23 protein-coding genes and 3 pseudogenes are annotated in these 23,637 nt (G+C 70.4%); 12 read left to right on the forward strand and 14 right to left on the reverse strand.

Annotated features, from left to right (window positions below; all coding sequences use genetic code 11):
* Positions 1-45: 45 nt before the first annotated feature.
* The 3 genes from J4N02_RS13420 to J4N02_RS13430 are packed head-to-tail and all read left to right on the forward strand — an operon-like array spanning position 46 to position 2,508.
* Complete coding sequence (locus tag J4N02_RS13420) at positions 46-531, forward strand: tyrosine-type recombinase/integrase (protein ID WP_260519449.1); 486 nt, start codon at positions 46-48, stop codon at positions 529-531.
* Positions 528-1,502, forward strand: coding sequence for a tyrosine-type recombinase/integrase (locus J4N02_RS13425; protein WP_182818950.1), 975 nt, complete (start codon positions 528-530; stop codon positions 1,500-1,502). The genes J4N02_RS13420 and J4N02_RS13425 overlap by 4 nt, the downstream gene beginning before the upstream one ends.
* Positions 1,489-2,508 carry a tyrosine-type recombinase/integrase gene (locus tag J4N02_RS13430; RefSeq protein WP_182818952.1) on the forward strand — a complete coding sequence of 340 codons (1,020 nt, stop codon included), beginning with the start codon at positions 1,489-1,491 and terminating at the stop codon, positions 2,506-2,508. Before J4N02_RS13425 ends, J4N02_RS13430 begins: the two co-directional genes overlap by 14 nt.
* Positions 2,509-2,588: 80 nt before the next feature.
* Here the strand turns inward: J4N02_RS13430 and J4N02_RS13435 are convergent.
* From J4N02_RS13435 to J4N02_RS17455, 4 genes and pseudogenes are all read right to left on the reverse strand, one after another.
* Positions 2,589-3,343, reverse strand: a pseudogene (locus J4N02_RS13435) (IS21 family transposase); the annotation flags it as partial.
* 120 nt (positions 3,344-3,463) lie between these two features.
* Entirely contained in the window at positions 3,464-3,853 is a 390-nt protein-coding gene (locus J4N02_RS13440) for an IS5 family transposase (protein ID WP_182816456.1), read from the reverse strand.
* Positions 3,854-4,196: 343 nt separating this feature from the next.
* A complete protein-coding gene (locus J4N02_RS13445) occupies positions 4,197-4,496 on the reverse strand; it encodes a MerR family transcriptional regulator (protein WP_243760808.1) in 300 nt (99 codons plus the stop codon).
* Positions 4,487-4,789 carry a DnaJ domain-containing protein gene (locus tag J4N02_RS17455; RefSeq protein ID WP_375539345.1) on the reverse strand — a complete coding sequence of 101 codons (303 nt, stop codon included), beginning with the start codon at positions 4,787-4,789 and terminating at the stop codon, positions 4,487-4,489. Before J4N02_RS17455 ends, J4N02_RS13445 begins: the two co-directional genes overlap by 10 nt.
* Before the next feature lie 148 nt (positions 4,790-4,937).
* Here J4N02_RS17455 and J4N02_RS13450 point away from each other — a divergent pair, with 148 nt between their 5' ends.
* Entirely contained in the window at positions 4,938-5,357 is a 420-nt protein-coding gene (locus J4N02_RS13450) for an Hsp20/alpha crystallin family protein (protein WP_182816452.1), read from the forward strand.
* A gap of 87 nt (positions 5,358-5,444) precedes the next feature.
* Positions 5,445-5,852, forward strand: coding sequence for a hypothetical protein (locus J4N02_RS13455; RefSeq protein WP_188333580.1), 408 nt, complete (start codon positions 5,445-5,447; stop codon positions 5,850-5,852).
* Here J4N02_RS13455 and J4N02_RS13460 read toward each other — a convergent pair.
* The 3 genes from J4N02_RS13460 to J4N02_RS13470 are packed head-to-tail and all read right to left on the reverse strand — an operon-like array spanning position 5,843 to position 9,323.
* The gene (locus J4N02_RS13460) at positions 5,843-7,207 is read right to left on the reverse strand and encodes a deoxyribodipyrimidine photo-lyase (RefSeq protein WP_188333581.1); all 1,365 of its coding nucleotides are present in this window, start codon (positions 7,205-7,207) and stop codon (positions 5,843-5,845) included. The two genes, J4N02_RS13455 and J4N02_RS13460, sit on opposite strands and share 10 nt — an antisense overlap.
* Before the next feature lie 3 nt (positions 7,208-7,210).
* Positions 7,211-8,602, reverse strand: coding sequence for a tryptophan-rich sensory protein (locus tag J4N02_RS13465; protein WP_188333582.1), 1,392 nt, complete (start codon positions 8,600-8,602; stop codon positions 7,211-7,213).
* Position 8,603: 1 nt separating this feature from the next.
* Positions 8,604-9,323, reverse strand: coding sequence for a CPBP family intramembrane glutamic endopeptidase (locus J4N02_RS13470; RefSeq protein WP_188333583.1), 720 nt, complete (start codon positions 9,321-9,323; stop codon positions 8,604-8,606).
* 117 nt (positions 9,324-9,440) lie between these two features.
* On the opposite strand from J4N02_RS13470, the gene J4N02_RS13475 reads away from it, so the two are divergent.
* Positions 9,441-10,553 carry a lycopene cyclase family protein gene (locus J4N02_RS13475; protein WP_188333584.1) on the forward strand — a complete coding sequence of 371 codons (1,113 nt, stop codon included), beginning with the start codon at positions 9,441-9,443 and terminating at the stop codon, positions 10,551-10,553.
* Between the two features lie 53 nt (positions 10,554-10,606).
* Here the strand turns inward: J4N02_RS13475 and J4N02_RS13480 are convergent, their stop codons facing one another.
* Entirely contained in the window at positions 10,607-11,803 is a 1,197-nt protein-coding gene (locus tag J4N02_RS13480; protein ID WP_188333585.1) for a cytochrome P450, read from the reverse strand.
* A gap of 221 nt (positions 11,804-12,024) precedes the next feature.
* Here J4N02_RS13480 and idi point away from each other — a divergent pair.
* From idi to J4N02_RS13505, 6 genes and pseudogenes are all read left to right on the forward strand, one after another.
* Positions 12,025-12,567, forward strand: a pseudogene (gene idi / locus J4N02_RS17215) (isopentenyl-diphosphate Delta-isomerase); the annotation flags it as partial.
* Positions 12,568-12,756: 189 nt separating this feature from the next.
* Positions 12,757-13,677, forward strand: a pseudogene (locus tag J4N02_RS17220) (polyprenyl synthetase family protein); the annotation flags it as partial.
* Complete coding sequence (gene crtI, locus J4N02_RS13490; RefSeq protein ID WP_188333587.1) at positions 13,674-15,140, forward strand: phytoene desaturase family protein; 1,467 nt, start codon at positions 13,674-13,676, stop codon at positions 15,138-15,140. The pseudogene J4N02_RS17220 and the gene crtI, both read left to right, overlap by 4 nt.
* The gene (locus tag J4N02_RS13495; protein WP_188333588.1) at positions 15,137-16,066 is read left to right on the forward strand and encodes a phytoene/squalene synthase family protein; all 930 of its coding nucleotides are present in this window, start codon (positions 15,137-15,139) and stop codon (positions 16,064-16,066) included. Before crtI ends, J4N02_RS13495 begins: the two co-directional genes overlap by 4 nt.
* Positions 16,063-16,785 (forward strand): class I SAM-dependent methyltransferase, encoded by a 723-nt coding sequence (locus tag J4N02_RS13500; RefSeq protein ID WP_188333589.1) that lies wholly within the window; start codon positions 16,063-16,065, stop codon positions 16,783-16,785. The genes J4N02_RS13495 and J4N02_RS13500 overlap by 4 nt, the downstream gene beginning before the upstream one ends.
* On the forward strand, positions 16,782-18,287 hold the full coding sequence (locus tag J4N02_RS13505; RefSeq protein WP_188333590.1) for an FAD-dependent oxidoreductase: 1,506 nt from the start codon (positions 16,782-16,784) through the stop codon (positions 18,285-18,287). Before J4N02_RS13500 ends, J4N02_RS13505 begins: the two co-directional genes overlap by 4 nt.
* A 58-nt stretch (positions 18,288-18,345) precedes the next feature.
* Here the strand turns inward: J4N02_RS13505 and J4N02_RS13510 are convergent, their stop codons facing one another.
* The 6 genes from J4N02_RS13510 to J4N02_RS13535 all read right to left on the reverse strand — a co-directional run bounded on the left by J4N02_RS13510 (position 18,346) and on the right by J4N02_RS13535 (position 23,584).
* Positions 18,346-19,374 (reverse strand): LLM class flavin-dependent oxidoreductase, encoded by a 1,029-nt coding sequence (locus tag J4N02_RS13510; protein WP_188333591.1) that lies wholly within the window; start codon positions 19,372-19,374, stop codon positions 18,346-18,348.
* A 141-nt stretch (positions 19,375-19,515) separates the two neighbouring features.
* Positions 19,516-19,929, reverse strand: a complete 414-nt coding sequence (gene trxA / locus J4N02_RS13515) for a thioredoxin (RefSeq protein WP_188333592.1) — start codon at positions 19,927-19,929, stop codon at positions 19,516-19,518.
* 74 nt (positions 19,930-20,003) lie between these two features.
* A complete protein-coding gene (locus J4N02_RS13520; RefSeq protein ID WP_188333593.1) occupies positions 20,004-20,804 on the reverse strand; it encodes a class I SAM-dependent methyltransferase in 801 nt (266 codons plus the stop codon).
* Positions 20,801-21,868, reverse strand: coding sequence for a hypothetical protein (locus tag J4N02_RS13525; RefSeq protein ID WP_188333594.1), 1,068 nt, complete (start codon positions 21,866-21,868; stop codon positions 20,801-20,803). Before J4N02_RS13525 ends, J4N02_RS13520 begins: the two co-directional genes overlap by 4 nt.
* Positions 21,868-22,548 (reverse strand): metal-dependent transcriptional regulator, encoded by a 681-nt coding sequence (locus J4N02_RS13530; RefSeq protein ID WP_182816422.1) that lies wholly within the window; start codon positions 22,546-22,548, stop codon positions 21,868-21,870. The genes J4N02_RS13525 and J4N02_RS13530 overlap by 1 nt, the downstream gene beginning before the upstream one ends.
* Positions 22,549-22,618: 70 nt before the next feature.
* Complete coding sequence (locus tag J4N02_RS13535) at positions 22,619-23,584, reverse strand: hypothetical protein (protein ID WP_188333595.1); 966 nt, start codon at positions 23,582-23,584, stop codon at positions 22,619-22,621.
* Positions 23,585-23,637: the final 53 nt, after the last annotated feature.

Raw genomic sequence — 23,637 nt, forward strand, 5'->3', positions numbered from 1 at the left:
AGGGACCCCTCCCACACAGACCATCTGACACCCCCCAGGACGGGGCTGCGTCCCAGCGATGTCGCCGGTCTTCGGCTGGCAGACATCGATTGGCGCCAAGCGATGATCACGGTGACCCAGCACAAGACCGGGACGGTGGTGGTGCTGCCGCTGCTGGCCGACGTCGGCGCGGCGCTCACCGACTATCTCCTGTCCGACCGACCGGCTCACGCGCTCGACGATCACGTGTTCCTGCGTTCCCAGGCCCCGCACGTCAGCTTGGGCTGCTCCGACCTGTATCACGTGGCGGCGGGCGCGTTCGCCCGCGCCCAGACGGTCAACACCAGTGGTACGGGGCGAGGGATGCGGGTGCTGCGGGCGTCGTTGGCGACCGGCATGCTCCAGCAAGACGTGCCCCTGCCGGTGATCAGTGGTGCGTTGGGTCATCGCGGCATCGACTCGGCCAAGCACTATCTGGCAGGCGACGAGGCCCGGATGCGGCAGTGCTGCCTGGACTTCACTGGGATCGAACCGAACCGGGCACGGCCATGACCGGGCTGGTCAGCGGCCTGGCCGGCCACATCGACGGCCTGCTCGAAGTCAAGCACGCGCTCGGGTACCCGTACACGACCTCGGAGCGACACCTGCGCGCGTTCGACGCGATGTGCGCCACCGAGTACCCGGGACAGGCCACGTTGAGCCGGCACATGGCGATGCGCTGGGCCACCAGCCGTCCCGGCGAGCACGTCAACGGGCAGCTGCGACGCATCACCCCGGTCCGGCAGTTGGCCAAACACATGGCTGGGCTCGGGGTGGACGCCTATCTGATCCCGCCGGGCATCCCAGGCAAGCAGGTCCGTTACCGTCCGCACTTGTACACCCACGCAGAACTGCGGGCGATCTTCGACGCCGCCGACCAGATCGTGGCGACCCCTTACGGCGGGTGCCGGCATCTGATCATCCCGGTGGTCTTCCGGATGATCTACTGCCTGGGTCTGCGCCCCGGCGAGGCCCGCCGACTCCACCGCAATGACGTCGACCTGACCAAGGGCACCGTCCAGATCCGCGAATCGAAAGGACACAAGGACCGGGTGGTGTACCTGTCGGCCGACCTGCACGACTACTGCCGCCGCTACGACGCCACGATCCGCGCGCACCACCCGAACCGGGTCGCGTTCTTCCCGAACCAGAGCGGTGGCTTCTACAGTGCGTGCACCCTGGACCACTGGTTCGGTCAACTCCTGGCTGTCGCCGAGGTGACCGGTACAACCGGCGCGGGCTCGCCACCGCGGGTCTACGACTTGCGGCATGCGCATGTGATGGAAACGGTCAACCGGTGGGTGCGTGCGGGCCGCGACCCGCAGGCGCTGGTGATGTACCTGAGCCTGCACCTGGGGCACAGCAACCCCGAGGACACCTGGTACTACTTCCACCTGACCCCCGATTTCCATGCCGACCTGCGCCAGGTGGCCAACATCAGTATCGAGTCGGTCCTGCCCGAGGCCTCCCATGCACACGGATGACTTCTTCCGGCTCGTGCGTTCCTGGCTGACCGTCTACCTGCCGCGCTCACGTCGGCTCAGCGCCCATACCATCCGCTCGTACAAGACGGCGCTGACCATGCTGCTGGCCTACCTGCACGAAACCCGCGGGCTGGACCTGACCGCGGTCAGCTTCGAAGCCATCGACCACGCGACGATCCGGGGGTTCACCACCTGGCTGACCGACGACCGACACGTCAGCCCCGCCTCGGCCAACCAGCGTCTGGCAGCGATCAAGTCGTTCCTGTCGTTCTGCGCCGCAGAAGACCCGGCACTGGTCGCGGTCTGGCTGGACATCAAACAAGTCCGGCCCGCCCGGGTACCGGCCCGCGCCCCGGACGCGCTGAGCATGCCCGCCGTCGAGGCACTGATCCGCGCTCCGGGCCAGCGCACCCGCCAGGGCCTCCGTGACACCACCATCTTCTTGCTATTGTTCGACGCCGCCGCCCGGATCCAGGAAGTCCTCGACCTGACCCTCGCCGACCTCGACACCACCAGCGGGCACGGCCGGGTCATCCTGACTGGCAAGGGCCACAAGACCCGGACGATCCCGATCATGGACAAGACCTGCCGTCACCTTGACCAGTACCTCGACGCGTTCCACATCGGCACACCAGAGCCGGGAACGCTGCTGTTCTACACGGTCCGGGCCGGCCGTCACCAGCCGATGAGCCAAGACAACATCAACTACCTGCTGAACAAATACGCGGCAGCCGCCCGGCCGGGTTGCCCGGATGTCCCCCGACGGGTCCATGCCCACCAGTTGCGCCACGCGCGGGCCATGCAGATGCTGCGGGCTGGCGTACCCCTGCCGCACATCAAGGAGTTTCTCGGCCACGTCAACATCACCACCACCAGCGTCTACGCCACGGCCGACAACCAGATGGTGCGCGACGCGATCCAGAAAGCCGCCGGCGCCACCCCCGAACTCGCGCCCCTCTGGAAAGGAGACGACGACCTGATCCTCCGACTCGCAGGCCTCACGTAGTTATCCCGAGGATCCCCAGCCACAGCCCCCGTTGACAAGCAGCAACGGCCACGACTCGGGATAACCAGATCCTCGGGATAGTCCTTCGGCTTCTTGATCCGTCCCGGCAGCACCGCCGCCGAGTAGTGCGCCGCGAGCTCCCGATACGCGTCGTTGAGGACCACCTCACCCTCCGCCGGGTGGGAGATCCCCCGGTCTTCAGGTTGTCCGGGATGATCCGCGGGACGGAGCCGCCGAACCAGTCGAACATCGCGACGTGGGCGCGCAGCCAGGTGTCCTGCTTCATGTCCAGCGTCGGCTCGACGAACGCGAACCGTGAGAACGGCAACGTCGCGACGAACAAGCAGACCCGCGTCTGCTGCCCGGTGACAGGGTCGGTCAGCTGCATCGTCTTGCCCGACCAGTCGACCTCAACCGACTGCCCGGCCTTGTGCCCGACCCGCGACGCCGCCCCGATCACGAGGACGTGCTGCTGGTAGGTCTTACAGAACCTGTCGTAGCCCATCGCCGGCGACCCGTCCGCCCGGCAGGCGTCGACGTACTCGCCATGCAGCAGCTTCAGCGTCACCCCGACCTTCGCGAGCTCCTTGTGGACCCGGTCCCAGTCCGGCTGCGCGTGAACACTCTCGTGCTCACCCCGCCCCGGAAACAATCGCGCATACACCTCCGCGTCGTCGACATCGGCGACCTCGCGATAGTCGATACCCTCACGGTCGGCGGCGTCGAACACCGCGATGACCGAGTGCCGCGACATCCCCTGCGCCTCGATCTGCCGCGCCGAGAACCCCTCCGCGCGAAGCCTCAACACCAGCTTCGCCTTGATCCTGCGTACCATCCGAACTACTCCTTCTGCCGCGTGATTGGCCACGCGGCAGAAGGAGCCTAAGAAGGTGGTGCTGAAGCCGAATACTCGGTGGCGCTCAACGACGAGAACACGCGCACGAACAAGTGGTGCTCAACGGCAATACCGGTGGTGCTCCGAGACACCAATACTCACCCCTGTGTCACGCTTCAGTGTCGCGCCGTGCTGATGCACACGTGCAATCGTGGAGTCGATCGAGACGACCCAGTCGATCTTCCCGGCGGCGTCGGCCTGCTTCTGCACCTCGGCCAGCAGCTTCTCCCAGGTGCCGTCCTCGGCCCACCGGTTGAACCGCTTGTAGATCGAGTTCCACTTACCGAACCGCTCCGGCACGTCCCGCCACGGCGCCCCGGTGCGGTACTTCCACGCCATCCCCTCGACCGCGAGGCGATGATCCGTCCACGGCCTCGACCTCCCGGTCACCGTCGGCATCAACGGCTCCATCACGGCCCACACCTCGTCAGAGATCTCCTGTCGCGTCACCGTTCAAGACTCACCCACCGAGGAGCGAAACCTCTTGATCAACACGGCCTAGGTGCTGAACCGCCTCTGCGAGAGCGCCCCGCCTGCCTGAGCTACGGCTCGGGTGGGCGGGGCGTTTTTCGTTGTCCGGCTACTTGCCGAGCGCCTTCCGCGCTCGGGGCCGAGTTAGGCTGTCAACTTGGCTGTCAGAACGGCCTTTTGCGCGTGCTGCCTAGGGGTCGCCAGTGGTTTCCTAAACCATGTGTCGGAGGTTCGAATCCTCCCGGGGCCGCCACCTGAATATCCGCTTTGGCTACAAGATTCACCAGATTCGGCCAGCACCGACCGGGCGAAGACGCGGGGGTCACGTCGGCGAGGGCGGCTTTCGACGGAGATGCTCGATCTCGCGGCGTAGTTCGAGGTTCTCGGCACGCAGCAACAGCACTTGCCCGACCCCTGCGAGGTTGAGCCCAGCAGCAAGCAGGCTCGCGATTTCGCCAATCCGCTCCAGTTCCCGAGTGCTGTAACGACGAGTTCCACCCTCGGTGCGGTGGGGCTCGATCAAGCCCTTCTGCTCGTAGATGCGAAGCATTTGAGGGTTCACCCCGGTCACTTCCGCGGCGACGGAGATCGAGTACAGGGCCCGGTCGGTGTTCAGATCCACCATGGCGCACCTCCGAGTCCGAGACGCCTGTCCTCTGCTACCGGCGTGATCCGGACCGGGCCAGGCACGATGGGGGGCTGTTCGAGGATCCAGGGCGGTGGGGGGATCCTGGCCGCCAGCCGCGGGGACCGGCGCAAGAGCCGGGGTGATACGCGCTCGGCCGGATCGGAGCGCTTCGACACGTCGGGATGGTTTTTCCGAGCCAGCCGTCGATAGGACGCTCTGATAGTCCGCCGGTCACTGCCCGGAAGGACACCCAGCAACCGCAGCGCCTCCGCTCGCTTCCCCTCCATGACTCCCCGATCCGACCTTCCCCGACTTCTTCGACGTGCTGCTTGACATCTTTGCACAGGCCAACCAAAATCTGAAGTCTCTAGTTTAGATAATCTGAAGAGTACCGGCGCAGTGCTCTTCAGATCACACGGTTAGGAGGAAGAACCCATGTTGATGCGCACCGATCCGTTCCGGGACTTCGACCGTCTGGCCGAGGCCATGTTGGGCACGCGCGCCCGCCCGGCCGCCATGCCCATGACGGCCTACCGGGACGATGGCTCGTTTGTGGTCGACCTCGACCTGCCAGGGGTCTCGGCCGACTCGATCGACCTGATGGTGGAGCAGAACGTGCTCACTGTTCACGCGGAGCGCAAGCCCCCCGCCGGTGACACCGAGCGCATCGTGGACGAGCGCAGCTACGGGGTGTTCAGCCGTCAGCTCTTCCTGGGCGAGACGCTGGACGCCGACCAGCTCTCCGCCAACTACGACGCAGGCGTGCTCACGATCCGGATTCCCATCGCCGAGAAGGCCAAGCCACGCAAGGTCGAGATCACGTCCGGCGATTCCGCCAAGGAGATCAGCGCCTGAACGGACACCGCATTCTGGAGTCCTCAGGGGGTCGGGATGCGTCCCGACCCCCTGAAGTCCGACCAACGCCCCACAGGAAGGAGAGAAATGTACCCGTCCAAGGAAGCTCATGAACTTGCGATCCTCCTCCGCATCAGCCGCGAGCTCGACATCGTCGGAGACGTCACCGCCACCGTCGAGTCGCCCTCAGAGCTCCTCGCTTGGACGCTTATCCTTCACAAACCCCAGGTTCTGGCCTGGCGCGCCACCCACTCGGGCCACCGCTACATCCAAGTGACGGCGCACCGCTCCAAGGCGCCCATCCGCGGCCACATCACCGCCATCCTCCACTGCGAACGTCACCCGGAATTCTGGGAGGCGCTCTCCTTGGCCAGTCTCAACCCGGGGGACCGCCGTGAGCTCGCCCCCGGGACGCTCTCTGAGGGATGGGCCATCATGCCACTCACCCCGGAATCCTCCGGACAAGAGGCGCCACCCCAACCGCCTCAGCCCTGAACTCGGCTGGCGGCCAGCCGGCCCAACGCCTCGGCGCGCTCGACACGGAGGTCGACCAGCGGGTCCGGGTAGTCGCCGCGTGCCTGGGCGGGGAGCTTCCACGGCTGGTGGACGGCCGACCCCGGGATGCCGCGTAGTTCGGGGACCCAGCGGCGCACGTAGTCACCCTCGGGGTCGAAGCGCTCGCCCTGCAGCGTGGGGTTGAACACCCGGAAGTAGGGGGCCGCGTCGGTGCCGGTGCCGGCGACCCATTGCCAGCCGTGCTGGTTGGAGGCCAGGTCGGCGTCCGCGAGGTGCGTCAGGAAGTGCTCGGCCCCCACCTGCCAGCGTGTGTGCAGGTGTTTGACCAGGAAGCTGGCCGTCACCATCCGCACACGGTTGTGCACCCACCCCTCGCCCAGCAGTTGGCGCATGCCCGCGTCCACGATGGGGTACCCGGTGCGTCCCTGTTTCCAGGCCGCGACGCGGTCGGGAACTTCGTCGTAGGCAAGGTCGGCGAGGGAGTGGTTCAGGTCGTCCGTCGCCGAAGCCGGGTGGTGGTGCAGCACGTCGGCATAGAACTCGCGCCACGCCAGCTCGGTCCGGAAACGATCCGCCCCCCGACCGCCGTGCGCCTCGAGGTCGGCGAGCAACGTGCGGGGGTGGATCGCCCCGACCGACAGGTGGGGCGACAGGCGGGAGGTGCCGTCGAGGTCGGGTCGGTTGCGGTCGGCGTCGTAGGTGCCCAGCGGTCCAGCGAGGAACCGGTGCCACGCGTCGAGGGCAACCTGCTCCCCGGCGTCGGGGAGCGCCACGTCCCGTACCGCCGCGGCACGTTCGACCTCGGCCCAGGCGTCCGGGTCGCTGCGGTCGGCAGCCAGCCGCAGTCCGGCCGGCTCCTCGGCCGGTGGCCTCCAGCCGTGCTCGAACCACGCCGCGCTGAACGGGGTGAAGACCCGGTAGGGCGAGCCATCCTTGCGGCGCACCCGTCCGGGGGTGACTGCATACGGGCTGCCGGTGCGGACCAGCGACACCCCCGACGCCGCGAGGGCGGCCTCCACCCTCGCGTCGCGGGCCGCTCCGTCCGGTTCGGTCTCCGCCGACACGTGGACACTGGGGGCGGCGAACTCGCGGGACAGGGCGGGTATCACCGTCACGGGATCACCCCGCCTCAGGGTGAGCCGGCCCTCATAGGCCGCTCGGGTCGCCAGCAGGGTGCGCGCCGTGAACGTGCGCTTGGGTGCCCCGAGGGCAGCCCAACCATCCGGGTCCAGGACGAACACGATGGCCACCTCACCCCCCAAGGCGGTCGCGGCCCCCAGCGTGGGCAGGTCACTGCGCCGCAGGTCGCGGCGGAGCCAGACGATCTCAGCCATCGGTCACCGGTTCAGGCGGGCTAGTTCAGCCGACAGCGCCGTCGCGAACCCGCACCAGACGGCGTAGAGCCCCAGCCCGACCGCCTTGCCGGACCCAGTCGCGGCGGCTCGGCGGGCAAGATCGGCGGACGAGGCGGCCAGCGCCGCGGCGCCCAGGGTCGCGGCGGGCAGGTTGCGCGATCGGAAGAAGATCCCGCTCCAGGCAGCATTGAGCGGAAGGTTCACCGCCAACGACCGGCGGAGGTCCGCGGCCTTTTCGAGGTCGCCGGCCTCCTCGGCTTCGGTGATCGCGGCGGTGGTCGCCACCGCGATGATCGCGTAGAGACCGGTCCACACGATCGGGAACGCGCTGGCCGGGGGCTGCCACGTTGGCTTGCGCAGCGACCGGTACCAGGCGCTGTCCGGGTCGGTGAGCTGGGAACCGGCCACAGCGGTCGCCGCGACCGCTGCTGACACGGTTGCCAGCGTCCTGCCCCAGCGGTGGGGGTCGATGTCCCGGGTTGCCAGGGCGATGGCGTCCTCGAAGCCCTTCAGGCCCCCTTCGGGGTCCCCGAGGAGGGTCGCGGCGTCATCCTCTGACTTGACCGCATCGTGGATGAGACTGCCCACCAACGGCCGGGCGATACCGGCCGGGACGGGGGTGACGAGTCCGACCCACAGCGACGCCAGGCGGGGCGTCAACACCGGCACCGTCCCCACCAGGCGGGGTCCCAGGCCCGTGGCAGCGGCGTAGCGGCGCATCATCTCGAGGTAGGTCAACTGCTCGGGCATGCCGACGTCGATCGTCCGGTTCACGCCCGGATCCAGGTCGGCCGCGCGCACGAGGTAGTGGACGACGTCGCTCACCGCGATGGGCTGGATGCGGTTGCGCAGCCACTTGGGTCCGAACGAGACGGGAAGACGCTCGGTGAGGTGGCGCAGCATGTCGAAGGACGCCGACCCCTCACCGAGGACCACCCCCGCCTGCAGAACAGCCGTCGGGACACCGGACTCCAAAAGGATCTCCCCCACCTCGACGCGGGAGGCGAGGTGGTCGGACAGCCTGCCCTGGGGGTGTAATCCCGACAGGTAGACGATGCGGCCCACCTCGGCGGCGCGGGCGCTGTCGGCGAACCGGCGGGCCAGCCGGCGGTCCCGGTCACGATAGTCACCCTTGCCGTCCATCGAGTGCAGCAGGTAGTACGCCACCCGGCAGCCCGCCAGTGCCTCAGCCAGCGCGTCCGGATCGGTCGCGTCGCCCTGCACGACGTCCACCCGGTCGCGCCACGCCTGCGCGAGTCCTCCGGGGTTGCGCGCCAGGACCCGGACGGTCCATCCCTGTTCCAGGAGGGCGGGCACGAGTTGGGATCCGACGTAGCCGGATGCCCCCGTGACGAGGGCGGTGCGATCAGGCATATCAGCCTCCCAGGGCGAAGACGGGTGGAAGTAGGAAGAGCATCCCCATCGACCAGGTCAGGTGCGAGGCGATGGGGCCCAGCACGCCACCGGTCACGCGCCGCTGGGCTGCGGTCAGCAACCCGAGGCAGATGGCGGCGAAGGTGAGCAGCAGCACCCCCGAGAACAAGGTGGACGCCGCGTAGAGGGCGGTGCTGCCCAAGGCGTTGATGCGCGGGGGCAACGCGGCGTAGACGGCACCGCGGAAGAACAGTTCCTCGGCGATCCCGTTGACCGCCGTGACCAGGGCCACGACCCACAGTGCGCCGTAGCGGGCGTGGTCCAGCAACCCCTCGACGGGTCCCCGCAGGATCGGCACCTGCGCGACGACCAGAGCCCCGACCAGGAAGACGGCCAGCAGCAGGAGCCCCAGCAGGAACCCTTGCAGCAGACCGAGGCTCGTGTCCCCGCTGCGGGTCCGCGCCGCGCCGAGATGGAGGGGGCCGGACACGATCGCACCGGCGATCCACAACAGGGCGACGCCGAGCGAGGCCAGGTAGAACAGCGGGTCGCCGGGCCGGACGGCCAGGGCCAGCCCGAGGCCGACCGCGCCCAGGACGACGGTGACGCCCACCACGACCCGACGGCGGCGCCGAGCTGACACACTCTCGGTGCGGGTGCGCTCGACCGGGGTGACCAACGACGCCGCCAGGAAGGCGCGGAACTCCGCGATCGCCGCCATCTCAGCAGCCCTGCCGGGGTGTCTGGGTGCGGGGCGCCATGGTCATGTCCCCACACTAGGCGTGATCGGCATCGCGACCCAACCACCTTGGACATGACGCGGGGCTAGGGTGACCGGGTGTTCGATGTCGCGATCGTGGGCCTGGGCCCGGCAGGCAGGGCCCTCGCGTCGGCCTGCGCCAGCGCGGGCCTGCGGGTGCTCGCGGTGGATCCCCACCCCGATGCCGTGTGGGCTCCCACGTTCGGAATGTGGGCGGACGAGTTGGGCGACCTCCCCACGACCGTGGTGAGAGCGCGCGTGGATCACCCCGAGATCCGGGGTCGAGCGGCATACGACCTGACGCGCACGTACGTGATCCTGGACAACCCAGCCCTCCAGGCGGCCCTCCCCCTCACCGGCGTCGAGATCGAGCGGTCGAGGCTGGACGACGACGACGTGTTGGCCCTGTCGGGGCGCGCACGCGTCGTCGTCGACGCGCGGGGCGCCCGGCCGGACGGCAGGGTTCGGGACGACCTCACCCCCCACCAGACGGCGTACGGCATCGTCCTCCCGAGCGCTCTGGCCGCCCCCGCCCTGGGCCACGCCGAGGGGTTCCTGATGGACTTCACCCCGGACTGGGCGGCCGACCCCGACCGCCCCGAGGATCCTGCGTCGTTCCTGTACGCGCTGCCGTTGGGCGACGGTCAGGTGCTGCTGGAGGAGACCTGTCTCGCCGCTGCCCCGGGCGTCCCGATCGACACGCTGAAGGTTCGGCTGGGGCGACGGCTCGAGCGTCGCGGCGTCGACCCCGCAGCGATCGCCACCCCGTTGGGCCGCGAGGTCGTGCGCATCCCCATGCTGGGCCGCGGCGCCCCTCCCCCGCCGGGGGTGGTCGCGATCGGCACGGCGGGGCGCGGAGGCCATCCGGTCAGCGGGTACTCGGTCGCGCACGCGCTGGCCAGCGCCCCACGCCTGGCCTCCGCCATCGCTGCCGGTCGCACTCCTGTTCCGGATCCCACGCGCGCCGGCGACCACGTGCGGTCCCTCGCGTTGCGGGCGCTGCTCCGTCTGGATTCCGACACCACCATCGAGCTCTTCGACGCCTTCGGACGGCTACGTCCCGGCCAGCAACGTGCGTTCCTGTCCCGCCAGAGCAGCGCACTCAGCGTCCTGGGGGCCATGTGGGGCATCTTCCGGCGCATGCCCGGGAAGGCCCAACGTCGGCTGGTGGCGGCGACGTTCGGGCGGTGAATGGCGGGCCCGGCCGCTGCGTGCGGCGGCCCCGCTCGCCCCCGTGCGGGGCTTCACCGCACCTGGAGCTCGAAGTCGCGCAGCATGTAACCCTCGATCAGGTCGTCCCACTCGATCGAAGGTTCCCGCACGATCCGGACCTCGCGCGCCAAGAGGCGCACGAGCAGGGCATCGGCCTCCAGCAACGCGAGTGGTTGGCCAGGGCACTTGTGGGCCCCGTCACCGAACGTCATCCCGGCCGGGTCGACGCCGCGGGCCCTCTGTCGATCCGGACACACGTTCAACGGCTGGTCGCCGACCGCGTCGAGGTCGGTGTTGGTGCTGCGGACGTGGACGTCGACGAGGTCCCCGGGCTCCAGCGCCACCTGGGTGTCCCGGTCGCGGATGGTGAAACCCTCGTGGACACGGCGGTACAGGTGGCCGACGACGGGCTCCAGCCGGATGACCTCGTTCAGGATCGCAAGCCTTTCCTCCTGCTCGCCCTCGAGGAACCGGCCCCGAAGGGAGTCATCGGTCAGGAGGTGCCAGGCAGCCATGCAGATGAACTCGCGCGTGGTGACCATGCCTGCGGTCCCGTAGGTCACGGACTCGACAAGGATGTCGGTGTCGGTGTAACCCTCCGCGATGAGGTGGCTGATGACGTCGTTGGCGGGCTCCCGGCGGCGAGCCCGGACGGCGGGCCGGACGTCGGCGACGTAGAAGCGGACCAGCGGCACGAGACCGTTGACCGCCGCCTGCATCCACTGCCGGCGGGTACGCCCCAGGCCCGGTTGGTCGAGGTCGAAGGGTGGCTGGTTGAAGAACGTCACCAGGCGACGCGCCATCGAGCGCACGTCGGAGCCGGTCAGCCCGACGACCTGGGCGGTGACCTCCACGGAGTAGAACAGGGCGAGGTCGTCGAGTCGGCACCGAGGTGAGGACACGGCCTCTGCGACGATCCGCTCGGCGCACGACTCCATCAGGCCGGTGTACCGCTCGCGCACCACGGAGGGGGCGAAGAAGCGGGCCACCTTCGTGCGCTGCTGGTCGTGGAGCGGACCGTCCGACATCAGGATGGGATGGTGCTTCAGGACGCCCTGCGGGATGGACTCGGCGGTGAACCCAGCTTGGGTCGTGCGCTGACGCGCCCGCAGCACCTGTCTGGCGGCCTCGAGCGATCGGACGCGAACGGTACGGCCCCGGCGCTCGATCCGGGGCCCGGCGCTCTCTCCGGGGCGGTGCGCCTTGCGGTGGCCAGGGTCCGGCTCCATCACACTCCTCCATGGGTGTCCCCGCCACTCTAGGTGATCTGACCCCAGACCCAGCCGCACCCGAGCGCTGTCGGGCGATCCTTCTTTGGAGGGGTCATTTCCTTCATTGTCTGAACTAGAGTGGCGACGCGGGGGGTGGAGTGGACAGGGTGCTTTCTGCAACGATTTGGTGTTCCCCCGGACAGCGACCGCGCACGATTGGACGAACCTTGGAACTTCAGATGCCCGTCCGGCAAGACTCTGCGCCGCGCGAACCCGACGTCGCCGTCGCCGACGAAGTCGTGCTTCTCGACGAGCAGGGCCAGCCCGTCGGCGCCGCCGACCGGCGTAGTGTCCACACGCGCCAGACCCCGCTCCACCTCGCCTTCTCCACGTACCTGTTCGATCCCGAGGGCCGGGTGCTGATCACGCGGCGTGCCCTCCACAAGGCCACCTGGCCGGGCGTGTGGACCAACAGCTGCTGCGGGCACCCGCTTCCGGGCGAGGACATCGAGGCAGCGGCCCGGCGGCGCGTGAGGGAGGAACTGGGCCTGGAGGTCACCGAGCTGCTCCCGGCGGTGCCCGACTTCCGCTATCGGGCGGTGGACGCCAGCGGAATCGTGGAGAACGAGTTCTGCCCCGTCTTCATCGGCCACGTCTCCTCCTCCCGCGTCGCCCCCGACCCGGACGAGGTCGCTGAGCACGCTTGGGTGAGGTGGGAGGACCTGGTGGCCGCGATCACCGCCACCCCCGCTGTGTACAGCCCGTGGAGCGTCCTCCAGGTGCCCCGCGTCGCGCTCGCGCTCGAGGGCGCCTCGTGCGCCCCGGCCCCTTCGCCCACGGATTTCGTCGACCGCGTGGACGGGCTGCTGACCACCACCTTGCGCGACCTGGCCGGCACCTGGGAGCGGACCAACCGTGCCGAGGGCGTCGAGGTGCTCCCTGACGACCTGCCGGCCTGGCTCGAACGCCTGCTCGTGGGGCGCGGCAAGCGCCTGCGCGCCACCATGCTCCACTGGGCCTTCGTGGCGGCCGGCGGTGACATCGCCGGCCCCGACTATCCGGGGCTGATCCGGATCGCCGCGGCCCTGGAGACCCTGCACCTGTTCGCCATGGTGCACGACGACATCATGGATGAGTCGGGGTCACGTCGCGGGATGCCAGCCGCACACGTCGAGGCCGCCGAATGGCACCGGCAGGCGGGGGCCGCCGGTGAGCCCAACGCCTTCGGGGTCAACCTCGCCATGCTCTTGGGCGACTTGGCGCACACGCTGGCCGACAGCCTCGTCCAGCCGCTCCCCCTCCGACTGCGCCGCCTGTGGTTCGAGCTCTGCGTCGAGCTGATGGTCGGGCAACGCGCCGATCTCACCGGCGCCGCGGCAGGTCGACGTGACCTTGCCCACGCCGAGCACATCGCCCGGCTCAAGTCAGGCATGTACACCATCGAGCGCCCCCTGCAGCTTGGCGCGCTCGCTGCGGACGCCGCGGAGGGCACGTGCGCCGCACTGCAGCAATGGGGAGAGCACATCGGCCGCGCCTTCGCCCTGCGTGACGACCAGCTGGGGATCTGGGGCGACCCGGCGCTCACCGGGAAGCCGGCTGGCGACGATCTGGCCGAGGGCAAGGCCACGGTGATCCTCGCACTGGCCTTCGAGCGCCTGGAAGGTCCCGCCCGCGAGGCACTCACCCGCCTCGGGACCGTGGATCTTCGCCCGGGCGACGTCACCGTGGTGAGTGATGCCCTGGTATCCACTGGCGTCCGCGACGACATCGAAACCATGATTGAGGACGCCGTGGCACGCGCCGACGCCTGCCTCGCCCACGGCCAGCTCACCGAAGCCGGCATCGAGGGGCTGCGATCCGCGGCCCGCGCCATCGCCTGGAGGGACGCATGAACGTAATCGTCATCGGAGCCGGCCTGTCCGGCCTGTCCGCTGCGCTGCACCTGCGGGGGCAGGGTCACCACGTCACGGTGCTCGAGCGTGCTGCTGTGCCCGGGGGGCGGAGCGGCCGCATCGAGCGCGACGGGTTCACCTTCGACTCCGGCCCGACCGTGTTCACCATGGTGGACCTGCTCGACCAGGCCTTCCGTGCGGTGGGTCGCCGCGCGGACGACTACCTGACGATGCAGCTGCTCGACCCGGCCTACCGTGCGTGCTTCGACGACGGCTCCACCCTCCACGTGCGCCACGGAGTGGAGGCGATGCGCGCCGAGATCGCCCGCGAGTGCGGGTCGGTCGACGCCGCCGCCTACGAGGAGTTCGTCGTCTGGCTGCGCAAGCTGTACCTGGCTGAACTGCCCCACTTCATCGACGTGAACTTCGACCGCCCGACCGACCTGCTGCGCAACCCGGTCGCGGCCGCCCGTCTGGTCGCGCTGGGCGGCTTCGACCGCCTCGGTCCCGCCATCGAGCGCCGTTTCTCCGACCCGCGCCTCCACCGCATCTTCAGCTTCCAGGCGATGTACGCCGGCCTCGCGCCCGCCCAGGCGCTGGCGCTGTACGCCGTCATCACCTACATGGACTCGGTCGAGGGCGTCTGGTTCCCCGAAGGAGGCATGCGCGCGGTCCCCGATGCGATGGCGCAGGCCGCCATGGACGCCGGGGTCGAGTTCCGCTACCGGGCCACGGTGGACCGCATCACCTGCGCGCAGGGGCGAGCCACCGGCGTGCGGCTGGCAGGTGGAGAACGCCTGAACGCGGATGCCGTGGTCTGCACGCTGGACCTCCCGGTCGCCTACGAAGAGCTCCTTCCCGAGGTCCCCACACCCCGCGTCGCCGCGCGGGGGCGCTACTCCCCCTCGTGCGTGGTGTGGCACCTGGGCGTCAAGGGCGCCCCACCGCCGGAGGCCGCCCACCACAACATCCACTTCGGGCAGCAGTGGCACGACGCCTTCGACGACCTGCTCCGGCGCGGGCGTCCCATGGCCGACCCCTCCCGCTTCGTGGCCGTCCCGTCCCTGCACGACCGCGACGCGGCACCCGAGGGCTGCACCAGCCTCTACGTCCTGGAACCCACCCCCAACCTGGAGGTGGGCCGGCTCGACTGGCCCAGCGAAGGCCCCCGCCTGCGCGAACGCATGCTCACCGACCTGCAACGCTGGGGCTACCCCACCGACATCGTGACCGAGGAGTTGGTCACTCCCCAGGACTGGCTGGCGCAGGGCATGGCAGCGGGAACCCCGTTCGCGCTCGCCCACACGTTCCGCCAGACCGGCCCCTTCCGCGCCAAGAACGTCGACAAGCGCGTGAAGGGCCTGGTCTTCGCCGGGTCGAGCACCACCCCCGGTGTGGGTATCCCCATGGTGCTCATCTCCGGGAAGCTCGCCGCCCGACGCGTTGCGGAGATGACCAGGTGAGCACCCTGCTGGAGGACGGGTACCGCACCGCCGCACGCCTCACCCGCGAGCACGGCACCACGTACTACTGGGGCGCCCTGCTCCTGCCCCCACCCCAGCGCCGGGACGTGCACGCGGTCTACGCGCTGTGCCGACTGGCCGACGACATCGTCGACGAGCCGGACAAGACCCCCCACCCTTCGGTGCCGGCCCACGGCACCCCGACGGAGCGTCTCGACGCGTTCCGCGCCTGGTTCTTCGCGGCATTGGCCCGCGGCACCTCGGACGAACCGGTGATGGCCTCGGTGATCGACAGCTTGCGGCGACGCGGCACCGACCCCGAGTGCTTCGAGCGGTTCTTCAACGCCATGGCGCTCGACCTGACCCACTCCACCTGGCCCACGTGGCCCGCGCTCCGCGACGGCTACATGGAGGGCTCGGCGGCCGTCATCGGAGAGATGATGCTGCCCGTCCTGGAACCCACCAGCGACGCTGCCCGCGACCACGCACGCTCTCTGGGATTGGCCTTTCAACTCACCAATTTCCTGCGTGACGTCGACGAGGACCTCAGCCGTGGCCGCGTCTACCTACCCCAGGACGAGCTCGCCAGGCACGGCGCCGACCCCCACCTGCGCCAGGTGACGCCGCAGTGGCGCACGTTCATGGCCGAGCAGGTCGCCCGCAACCGCACGCTGTACGCCCACGCAGCCGATGGCCTGCCCTATCTGCCCGAAGCCTCGCGCCGCTGCGTTGGCACCGCCCTGACCCTGTACCAACGGATCCTCGACCGGATCGAAGCAGCCGACTACGACGTCTTCAACGGACGCATCCGGGTACCCGCCCACGAGAAGCTGGCCCTGTTCGGTCGCCAAGCCGCAGTCGGCGCGCTACGCCCCTCGCGTTGGACCGGCGTCCGAGGCCGCGTGGACCGCCACCAGCAACCATGAGCACCCGAGCAGCGTTCGACCGCGGGGCGCGGCACTACGACCTCATGGTCGCCCTCAACCCCGGCTACCACGCCCATCTGCGCAGGGCAGCCGCATCACTGGTGGACACGCTGCGCGGCCAGCCCGGACCATGGCGCCTCCTCGACCTCGCCTGCGGTTCGGGAGCATCCACCCGAGCACTGGTGGACGCAGCCCCACCCGACACCCACATCCAAGGGTTGGACGCCTCCCCCGGCATGCTCAGCCGCGCCCGCGCCAAACACTGGCCTGCGTCGGTCACCTTCGCCGAGGCCACCGCCGGCTCGCTGGACACCCAAGCGTGGCAGCCCGGAACCCACCACGGCATCCTGTCGGCCTATCTCTTCCGCAACCTCACACCCGCTCAACGCCGAGACTCACTGGCGGAGATCCAGGCGCTGCTCACACCCGGCGGCACCCTGACCGTCGTCGAGTACTCCGTGCGCGAGCGATTCCGCGCGCAACTGGTGTGGAGCATCGTGAGCTGGCTGGTCATCATCCCGCTCGGAGCCCTGCTCGACCGCAACCCCTCGCTGTACACCTACCTCTGGCGCAGCGTGATGGAGTTCGACACACCGACGCAATTCATGAAGCAGCTCCACACCGCCGGCTTCGTGGACATCGCCACCCGGAGTGTGCCCGGCTGGCAACACGGCATCCTCCACCTCTACATGGCCCGCAAGCCCCAGGAGACCGCATGAAGCGACCCGCCCGCCCCGGCCGCGATCGGCGCGCCGTCCACCACCCCGGTCCCTCCGGTGCCGAGCGCCTGACGGGCGAAGCGAAGGTCGTCGTCGTCGGAGGCGGCATCGCCGGCCTGTCGGCCGCCACGATCCTGGCCGAACGCGGAGTCCGAGTGACGCTGGTGGAGGCATCACCCCGACTCGGCGGACGCGTCGCCGCGTGGCCGCTCGAGGACGGACGCACCATGAGTCGCGGCTTCCACGCCTTCTTCCGCCAGTACTACAACCTACGAGCGGTGCTGCGCCGACCCGACCCCGACCTGGCACGGCTGATCCCGATACGCGACTACCCACTGCAGCGTCCCGACGGAATGCGGGACTCCTTCAACAACATCCCCAGGACGCCACCGTTCAGCGTCATGGGGTTTGTCGCCCGGAGCCCCTCATTCACACTCGCGTCCCTGGCGAAGGTCGACGTACCCGCCGCCCTGGAGCTGTTGCGCGTCCGCTTCCCCGACACCTACAGCCATTACGACGGCGAATCGGCCGCCGCGTTCCTGGACCGACTGCGCTTCCCCGCCGACGCACGCGACCTCGCCCTCGAGGTGTTCGCACGCTCCTTCTTCGCCGATCCGAACGACTTCGCCGCCGGCGAACTGGTCGCCATGTTCCACACCTACTTCATGGGCTCGGCCGAAGGACTCCTGTTCGACGTCCCCGACGACGACTACGACACCGCCCTGTGGCAACCCCTCGGCCACTACCTGGCCCGACTCGGCGTGGAGGTACGCACCGGCGTCCGCGTGAGCACCATCGGCCCGACCGGAGCCCGGACCAACCACGGCGAGCTCATCGAGGCGGACGCCGTCGTCCTGGCCACCGACCCCCGCACTGCCCGCTCCCTGGTGGCCGGCATCGGCGACCCCTCTGGGCCGATGGACGCGTTCACGCGCCGGGTCGCCGAGACGGTCAACGCACCCCCGTTCGCCGTGGTGCGGCTGTGGCTCGATGCGCTGGTCGCCCCCCAGCGCCCCGCCTTCCTGGGCACCAGCGGCTACGGCGCGCTCGACAACGTTTCGGTGCTGGAACGCTTCGAGGCAGGAGCCGCCGCCTGGAGCCGGACACACGGAGGATCCGTCGTGGAACTGCACGCCTACGCGTGCGACCCGGACGTTCTCGGGAACGAGGGCTCGACCGAACGCCTGGTCCAGCACCTGACCAGCGAGATGCACCGGGTCTTCCCCGAAACAGCGCACATGCGGACGCTGCACCAAGAGGTGCTGGTTCAGGACGACTGCACCCTCATCACCCCATCCCCGTGGAACGACCGTCCGGGGGTGGAGACACCTGCCTCCTGGCTCGTCCTGGCCGGGGACTGGGTACGCAGCGATTATCCCGTGGCGCTGATGGAGCGCGCCGCAACGACCGGGATCCTCGCAGCGAACGCGTTGCTCCAGCGATGGGGAGTCCAGGGCGAGGGCCTGTGGACCGTCCCGACCCGCGGACTCCTGGCCCGCTGAGGTCCCGACCCCCGGCCGGTTCCGTTGCCACCGTGCACGGTGGGCTCGTCGCCGAGCGTCAGGCCAGCATCTCCCGCACCAGCGGGACGACGCGCGTGGCGTACAGCTCGATGGACTTCATCAGCTGGCTGTGCGGCATGGGCCCGTTGGCGTACTTCAGGTCGAACTGGTCGACCTTGAGTTCGCGCACGGTCGCGGCGATCTTGGCCGCCACCGTCTCCGGCGACCCGACGTACAGCGCCCCGTGCTCGATCTCATGGGTGAACTCGTCGGACCCCATGGCTCCCCAGCCCCGCTCCCGGCCGATGCGGTCACGCTGGGCCTTGAAGTGGGGGAACAACTGCTCGGCCGCCAGCTCGTCCGTCTCGGCGACGTGGCCGGGGCTGTGCACGGCGACGGGCATCTCGGTCGTCACGCCGAACTCGTCCACCGCGCGGCGGTACAGGTCGGCGAACGGCTTGAAGCGCTGGGCGGGGCCGCCGATGATCGCGAGCTGCAGCCCGAACCCGCGGTGGGCGGCGCGGACGACCGACTGCGGCGATCCGCCGACCGCGACCCAGGAGCGCATGCGTCCGCCCTCGGTCTTGGGGAACACGTCGACGTCGGCAAGGGGCGTCCGGTAGGTGCCCGTCCAGGTGACCGGGCCCTCCTCGCGCAGCAGCGAGAAGACCTCGAGCTTCTCCTCGAAGAGCTTCTCGTAGTCGGCCAGGTCGAAGCCGTACAACCCGAAGGACTCGATGAAGGACCCGCGGCCCAGCACGGGCTCGGCCCGCCCGCCGCTGAGCGCGTCGATGGTGGCGAAGCGCTCATACACGCGGATCGGGTCGTCCGACGACAGCACCACGACGGCCGACCCGAGGCGGATCCTCCCGGTCGCGGTGGCGAGGCCAGCCAGCACCGTGTCAGGCGCGCTGACGGCGAAGTCGGGGCGGTGGTGTTCCCCGATGGCGAAGTAGTCGACGCCGAGGGAGTCGGCGAGGACGCCCTGGGCCACGACGTCGCGGATCACCTGGGCCTGCGTGACCGGCTTGCCCGCGCCGTCGACGGTGACGTCACCGAAGGTGTCGAGCCCGAACTGGAGATCCATGACGTGCCTCTCAAAGTAGTTGATTCTTCAACTCACTGGGCGGCCGGTTCATTCCCGCCCGCCCGGTTGCCTGAAACGCCGGACGCCCCCACCCAGCCACCCGAGGGAGCGGGTGGGGGCGAGGGGCGTCGGACCGGTGACTCAGTGCTGATGGTCGCCGTGGTCGTGGTCGGCGTGGTCGCCGGCCTCGTGGGCGGCCTGCGCGGCAGCGGCCTGCTGGCGGACCTCCTCGACGTCGAGGGCCTTGACGGCCTCGACGAGCTGGTCGAAGCCCGCGGCGTTCATGGCGCCGGCCTCGCGGTAGACGAGGACGCCGCCGCGGAAGGCCATGAGGGTCGGGATCGACTGGATCTCGAGCGCGGCCGCGATCTCCTGCTGGGCCTCGGTGTCGAGCTTGGCGAAGGTCGCGTCGGCGTGCTTCTCCGCGGCGCCCTCGAAGACGGGGGCGAACATGCGGCACGGGCCACACCAAGCGGCCCAGAAGTCGATGAACAGGGTGTCGGAGTTCTCGATCGTGCTGGCGAAGTTCTCGGCGGTCAGCTCGACGGTGGCCATGGGATGTTTCCTCTCGTAGGTACGCGCTCCTCAACACCGTGGGCGCGCGAGGCATTCCCCGACAGGGCCGACCCCTACAGCTCGGCGTCCCGCGTCGCGACCGGTTGCTTGAGCACGACGAAGCGTCGCATCGCGATCGAGATGCGCACGGGGCCCTCCTTGATCGTGCGGTCCACCAGCCAGTTCACCGCGGCGTCCCGGCGCTTCTGGGACGTGGTCGGCAGGTACAGGGCCCCCACGATCAGCTCCGCGTCCTCGGGGGAGGAGACCTCGAAGTGGTAGCGCTCCCGGGCGTCCTCGACCTTGCGCAGGCCGGTGCCCACGAGCGCGTCGACGTACCCGGTGACCTCCGTGGGCCCGGGGAACCGCGGCAACGAGCGCAACCGGGTGACCACGCCCAGCGACGTGGCGAAGTCGCGCGGGTGGAGGGGCAGCACGGTCGGCGCGGTGAACGCGAAGATGCCGCCCGGCTTGAGCACGCGTCCGACCTCGGTGAACAGGGCACGGGCCGGCTGGATCACCACCGCCCCCATCGACGAGACGACCGCGTCCACCGACGCGTCGGCCAACGGCAGGTTCAGCGCGTCCGCGCAGATGAACGGCCCGTCGCCGCGCGCGTCGGCCAGCCGCAGCTCGGACTCGGCGAGGTCGACGCCGAGCACCGTGCGGTCCGCCAGGGCGAGCTCGCGGCCCATCGCGCCGGACCCGCACGCCAGGTCGACGACGACCTGCGCCCGCGGCGACACCGCGCGGGCGAGCCAGCGGTAGGAGGTGTGGCCACCCGACAGCGTGCGCGACAGCACCTCCTCGGTGATGCCCGGCCTCGCCGCGTGGAAGGCCGCCAGGTAGGCGCCCCAGTCGAAGCCCTTCTTCACGATGCCCCCTCCAGTGACCCGATCGAGTGGCCGATTTCGAGCCCGATGTCGCGCAGCAGCCGTCCCGGTCCGATCGTGCGCCCGGCGACGGCCGAGACCAGCGCGGACAACCCGGGCAGGGCCTCGGTGTCGTCCGGGCGGCCCGGCACGGCGTCCGGCAGCAGCAGCGGGTTGCTGCCGTCCGGCCACGGCGTCGCGAGCCGTTCCCACGTGGCCAGCCAGGCCGCCGAGATCTCGGACGTGCTGGGCACGCCGAAGAAGTGCCCGACCGGCGCGTGGTGGCGCAGGGCGACGATCGGCGACTCCTCGTACAGCAGGGCGAGGCGGACGCGGGCGTCGAGGTCGCGCTGTTCCTCCCGCGTCCCACGCAGCGCCCAGCGGCACGGGTTCGGGCAGGTGTCGCCGGCGTCCGGTCGTTCGCCCGCCTCGGTGGCGAGGTGGTGCATCGCGCAGATCGCGAGCGCGGTCCCCTGCCGGCTGTGGAAGCGGTCGAGGTAGGCGGTGTAGCCGGCCAGGTCGCCGGAGCAGGCGTGGAAGGCCCGCCGCGCGGTGGTGCGCAGGGGTGCCGAGTGGGCGCACGCCGGGTCGTCGGACCCCCAGCGCTCCCCCACGTCCTCGCGCAGGCGGAGTGGGTCGCCCGCGTGGCCGAGCGTCGACTCCCAGGCCAGCTGGGGCAGGTACTCGGCCATCAGGTGCGCCGTCACGACGACCTGCAGCGGCTCGTGGCGCAGGGCCCGCAGGTCGAGGACCTCGAGCATGAGTTCGTACAGGGGCACCAGCGAGCCCAGGGCGCCCCGTTCGGGGCTGCGCGGCTCGGCGGGGAAGCAGGCCCCGTTCAGCTCGTCGCGCCACTCGGCCCGCGGGAAGGCGGCGGCGATGGCGCCGAAGTCCTCGGCGTCCAGGTCGAGCACCCGCTTGGCCGCGGTCGCCAGGTCGCGCGCGCGGATGAGGTCGGGGGTGCCGTGGCCGGCCCGGACCTCGGCGTCGAGCACCGCCGACAGCGCGTCGTACCAGTGCCCGTCGAGGAGCGGGCGCAGGAGCGCGGCGTCGAGCAGCGCGGACATCAGCTGCGGACGAACAGGTGGTGGGCCACCTCGGCCTCGACGGTGTGGGGCACCCCGCCCTCGCCCACCAGGCGCAGGACGGTGCCGTCGAGTTCGGCGTTGACGGTGCGCCCGGGTCGGACGCCGGCCTCCTGGAGCAGCGCGATCAGCTCGGCGTCGGACTGGATGACCTCGGTGAGGCGCTCCACGACGACCGAGCCCTCCCCCGTGCCGGCGAGCGCGGACGCCAGCGTGCGGACGCCGTCGGCCTCCGGCCCCGAGGGCCCGATCGCCCCCCGGCCGGGGATGGGGTTGCCGTAGGGCGAGCGCGAGGGTGCGTCCAGGATGGCGACGATGCGCTCCTCGACCGCGTCGGAGATCACGTGCTCCCACCGGCACGCCTCCTCGTGGACCAGCTCCAGCGGGAGGCCGATGACCTCGGTGAGCAGCACCTCGGCGAGGCGGTGCTTCCGCATGACCGACGTGGCCTTGGCCCGACCCACCTCGGTGAGCTCGATCGTCCGGTCGTCGGCCACGCGCAGCAGGCCGTCGCGCTCCATGCGCTGGACGGTCTGGCTGACGGTGGGGCCGCTCTGGGCCAGGCGCTCGGCGATGCGCGCGCGCAGCGGCGGGACGCCCTCCTCCTCGAGCTCGTACACCGTGCGCAGGTACATCTCGGTGGTGTCGATCAGGTCGCTCACCCAGCGCCCCCTCCCAGCTCCGCCGGCCACGCGACGACCGCGCGGACGCCCACCACCCTATCCGCGATCCTCAACGGCGGAACAACACCACCACGGCCGCCAGCCCCGCCAGCACGAGCGCCGCGGTCATCGCGGTCGTGGTGCCCGTCTGCTCGAAGGTGCGGGTGGGGTCGGGCGTGCCGGCCTCGGCGGGGGGCGCGACCGTGCGCACGGGGCGGGCCGTCGGGGACGCCGAGGGCGTCGGACCGGGCACCGCGGTGCTGGTCACCTCGCCGGCCGGGCCGAGCGCGGTCAGCACCGAACCCAGGGTCAGGGACTCGGTGACGCTGCGCCCCCGCTCCTCGACCCCGATCGCGGACTCGTCGACGACCGCGAGGGACGCCGGGTCGAGCGTGTAGAGGGTCGTGGCGTCGCGCAGCACCCAGCGACCGTCCTGGAGGACCACGCCGTCGGTGATCTCCGCCGACGGCGCGTCGGCGACGCGTTCGAGGGCGTTGGGACCGCTCGACGAGGGGTCCGCGGGCGCCCGGTAGACGCCGGCGCCCTCGCCCCGGGTGACGACGTGCAGGCGGTGGTCCCCGTCCACCAGCAGCGCGGCCGCGTCGTGGCGGCCGTCGGGGTAGGTCAGCGCGTAGGGCACGGCGTTGCGGATCTCGGTGCCCGGCCACGGCTCGGTGATGCGGAGGACGACCACCTGTTCGCGGCGCCCGCCGATGTCACCGACCCACGCCTCGCCGTCCCAGAAGGCCAGCCCCTGCGCGCTGGACACCGTGTCCCGGGAGCTCATCCGGCCCTGGACCATGCCGTCGGCGCCGATCGCGGTGATCTGCAGGCGCCCGGAGGCCCTCTCCAGCACCCAGTAGCGGTCGCGCGCGTGGTCGGTGGCCATACCGAGCGGCGCGGCGCGGCCCTCGAGGGTGAACGCCTCGGCCGCGCGGGCGGGCGGGGCGCCGCTGAGCAGGGCGCCGAACACCACGAGCAGGACCAGCAGCAGCAACGCGCCGGTCACAATGCGGTTGCGCGCCTTGAGCCTCACCCGGCCAGTCTATCCGCGCGGCCCCGCCCCCCTTGCCCATCGCGGCCCCATGG

The sequence above is a fragment of the Propioniciclava sp. MC1595 genome (assembly GCF_017569205.1).
Classification (GTDB): domain Bacteria; phylum Actinomycetota; class Actinomycetes; order Propionibacteriales; family Propionibacteriaceae; genus Propioniciclava.

What these genes read in the sequence shown, in the direction of transcription:
- trxA (WP_188333592.1), bottom strand. Translation starts at nt 19,929, where the DNA reads ATGGCCACCGTCGAGCTGACCGCCGAGAACTTCGCCAGCACGATCGAG.
- J4N02_RS13450 (WP_182816452.1), top strand. Translation starts at nt 4,938, where the DNA reads ATGTTGATGCGCACCGATCCGTTCCGGGACTTCGACCGTCTGGCCGAG.
- J4N02_RS17455 (WP_375539345.1), bottom strand. Translation starts at nt 4,789, where the DNA reads ATGGAGGGGAAGCGAGCGGAGGCGCTGCGGTTGCTGGGTGTCCTTCCG.
- J4N02_RS13480 (WP_188333585.1), bottom strand. Translation starts at nt 11,803, where the DNA reads ATGGAGCCGGACCCTGGCCACCGCAAGGCGCACCGCCCCGGAGAGAGC.
- J4N02_RS13455 (WP_188333580.1), top strand. Translation starts at nt 5,445, where the DNA reads ATGTACCCGTCCAAGGAAGCTCATGAACTTGCGATCCTCCTCCGCATC.
- J4N02_RS13460 (WP_188333581.1), bottom strand. Translation starts at nt 7,207, where the DNA reads ATGGCTGAGATCGTCTGGCTCCGCCGCGACCTGCGGCGCAGTGACCTG.
- J4N02_RS13465 (WP_188333582.1), bottom strand. Translation starts at nt 8,602, where the DNA reads ATGCCTGATCGCACCGCCCTCGTCACGGGGGCATCCGGCTACGTCGGA.
- J4N02_RS13525 (WP_188333594.1), bottom strand. Translation starts at nt 21,868, where the DNA reads ATGTCCGCGCTGCTCGACGCCGCGCTCCTGCGCCCGCTCCTCGACGGG.
- J4N02_RS13505 (WP_188333590.1), top strand. Translation starts at nt 16,782, where the DNA reads ATGAAGCGACCCGCCCGCCCCGGCCGCGATCGGCGCGCCGTCCACCAC.
- J4N02_RS13425 (WP_182818950.1), top strand. Translation starts at nt 528, where the DNA reads ATGACCGGGCTGGTCAGCGGCCTGGCCGGCCACATCGACGGCCTGCTC.
- crtI (WP_188333587.1), top strand. Translation starts at nt 13,674, where the DNA reads ATGAACGTAATCGTCATCGGAGCCGGCCTGTCCGGCCTGTCCGCTGCG.
- J4N02_RS13500 (WP_188333589.1), top strand. Translation starts at nt 16,063, where the DNA reads ATGAGCACCCGAGCAGCGTTCGACCGCGGGGCGCGGCACTACGACCTC.
- J4N02_RS13430 (WP_182818952.1), top strand. Translation starts at nt 1,489, where the DNA reads ATGCACACGGATGACTTCTTCCGGCTCGTGCGTTCCTGGCTGACCGTC.
- J4N02_RS13510 (WP_188333591.1), bottom strand. Translation starts at nt 19,374, where the DNA reads ATGGATCTCCAGTTCGGGCTCGACACCTTCGGTGACGTCACCGTCGAC.
- J4N02_RS13470 (WP_188333583.1), bottom strand. Translation starts at nt 9,323, where the DNA reads ATGGCGGCGATCGCGGAGTTCCGCGCCTTCCTGGCGGCGTCGTTGGTC.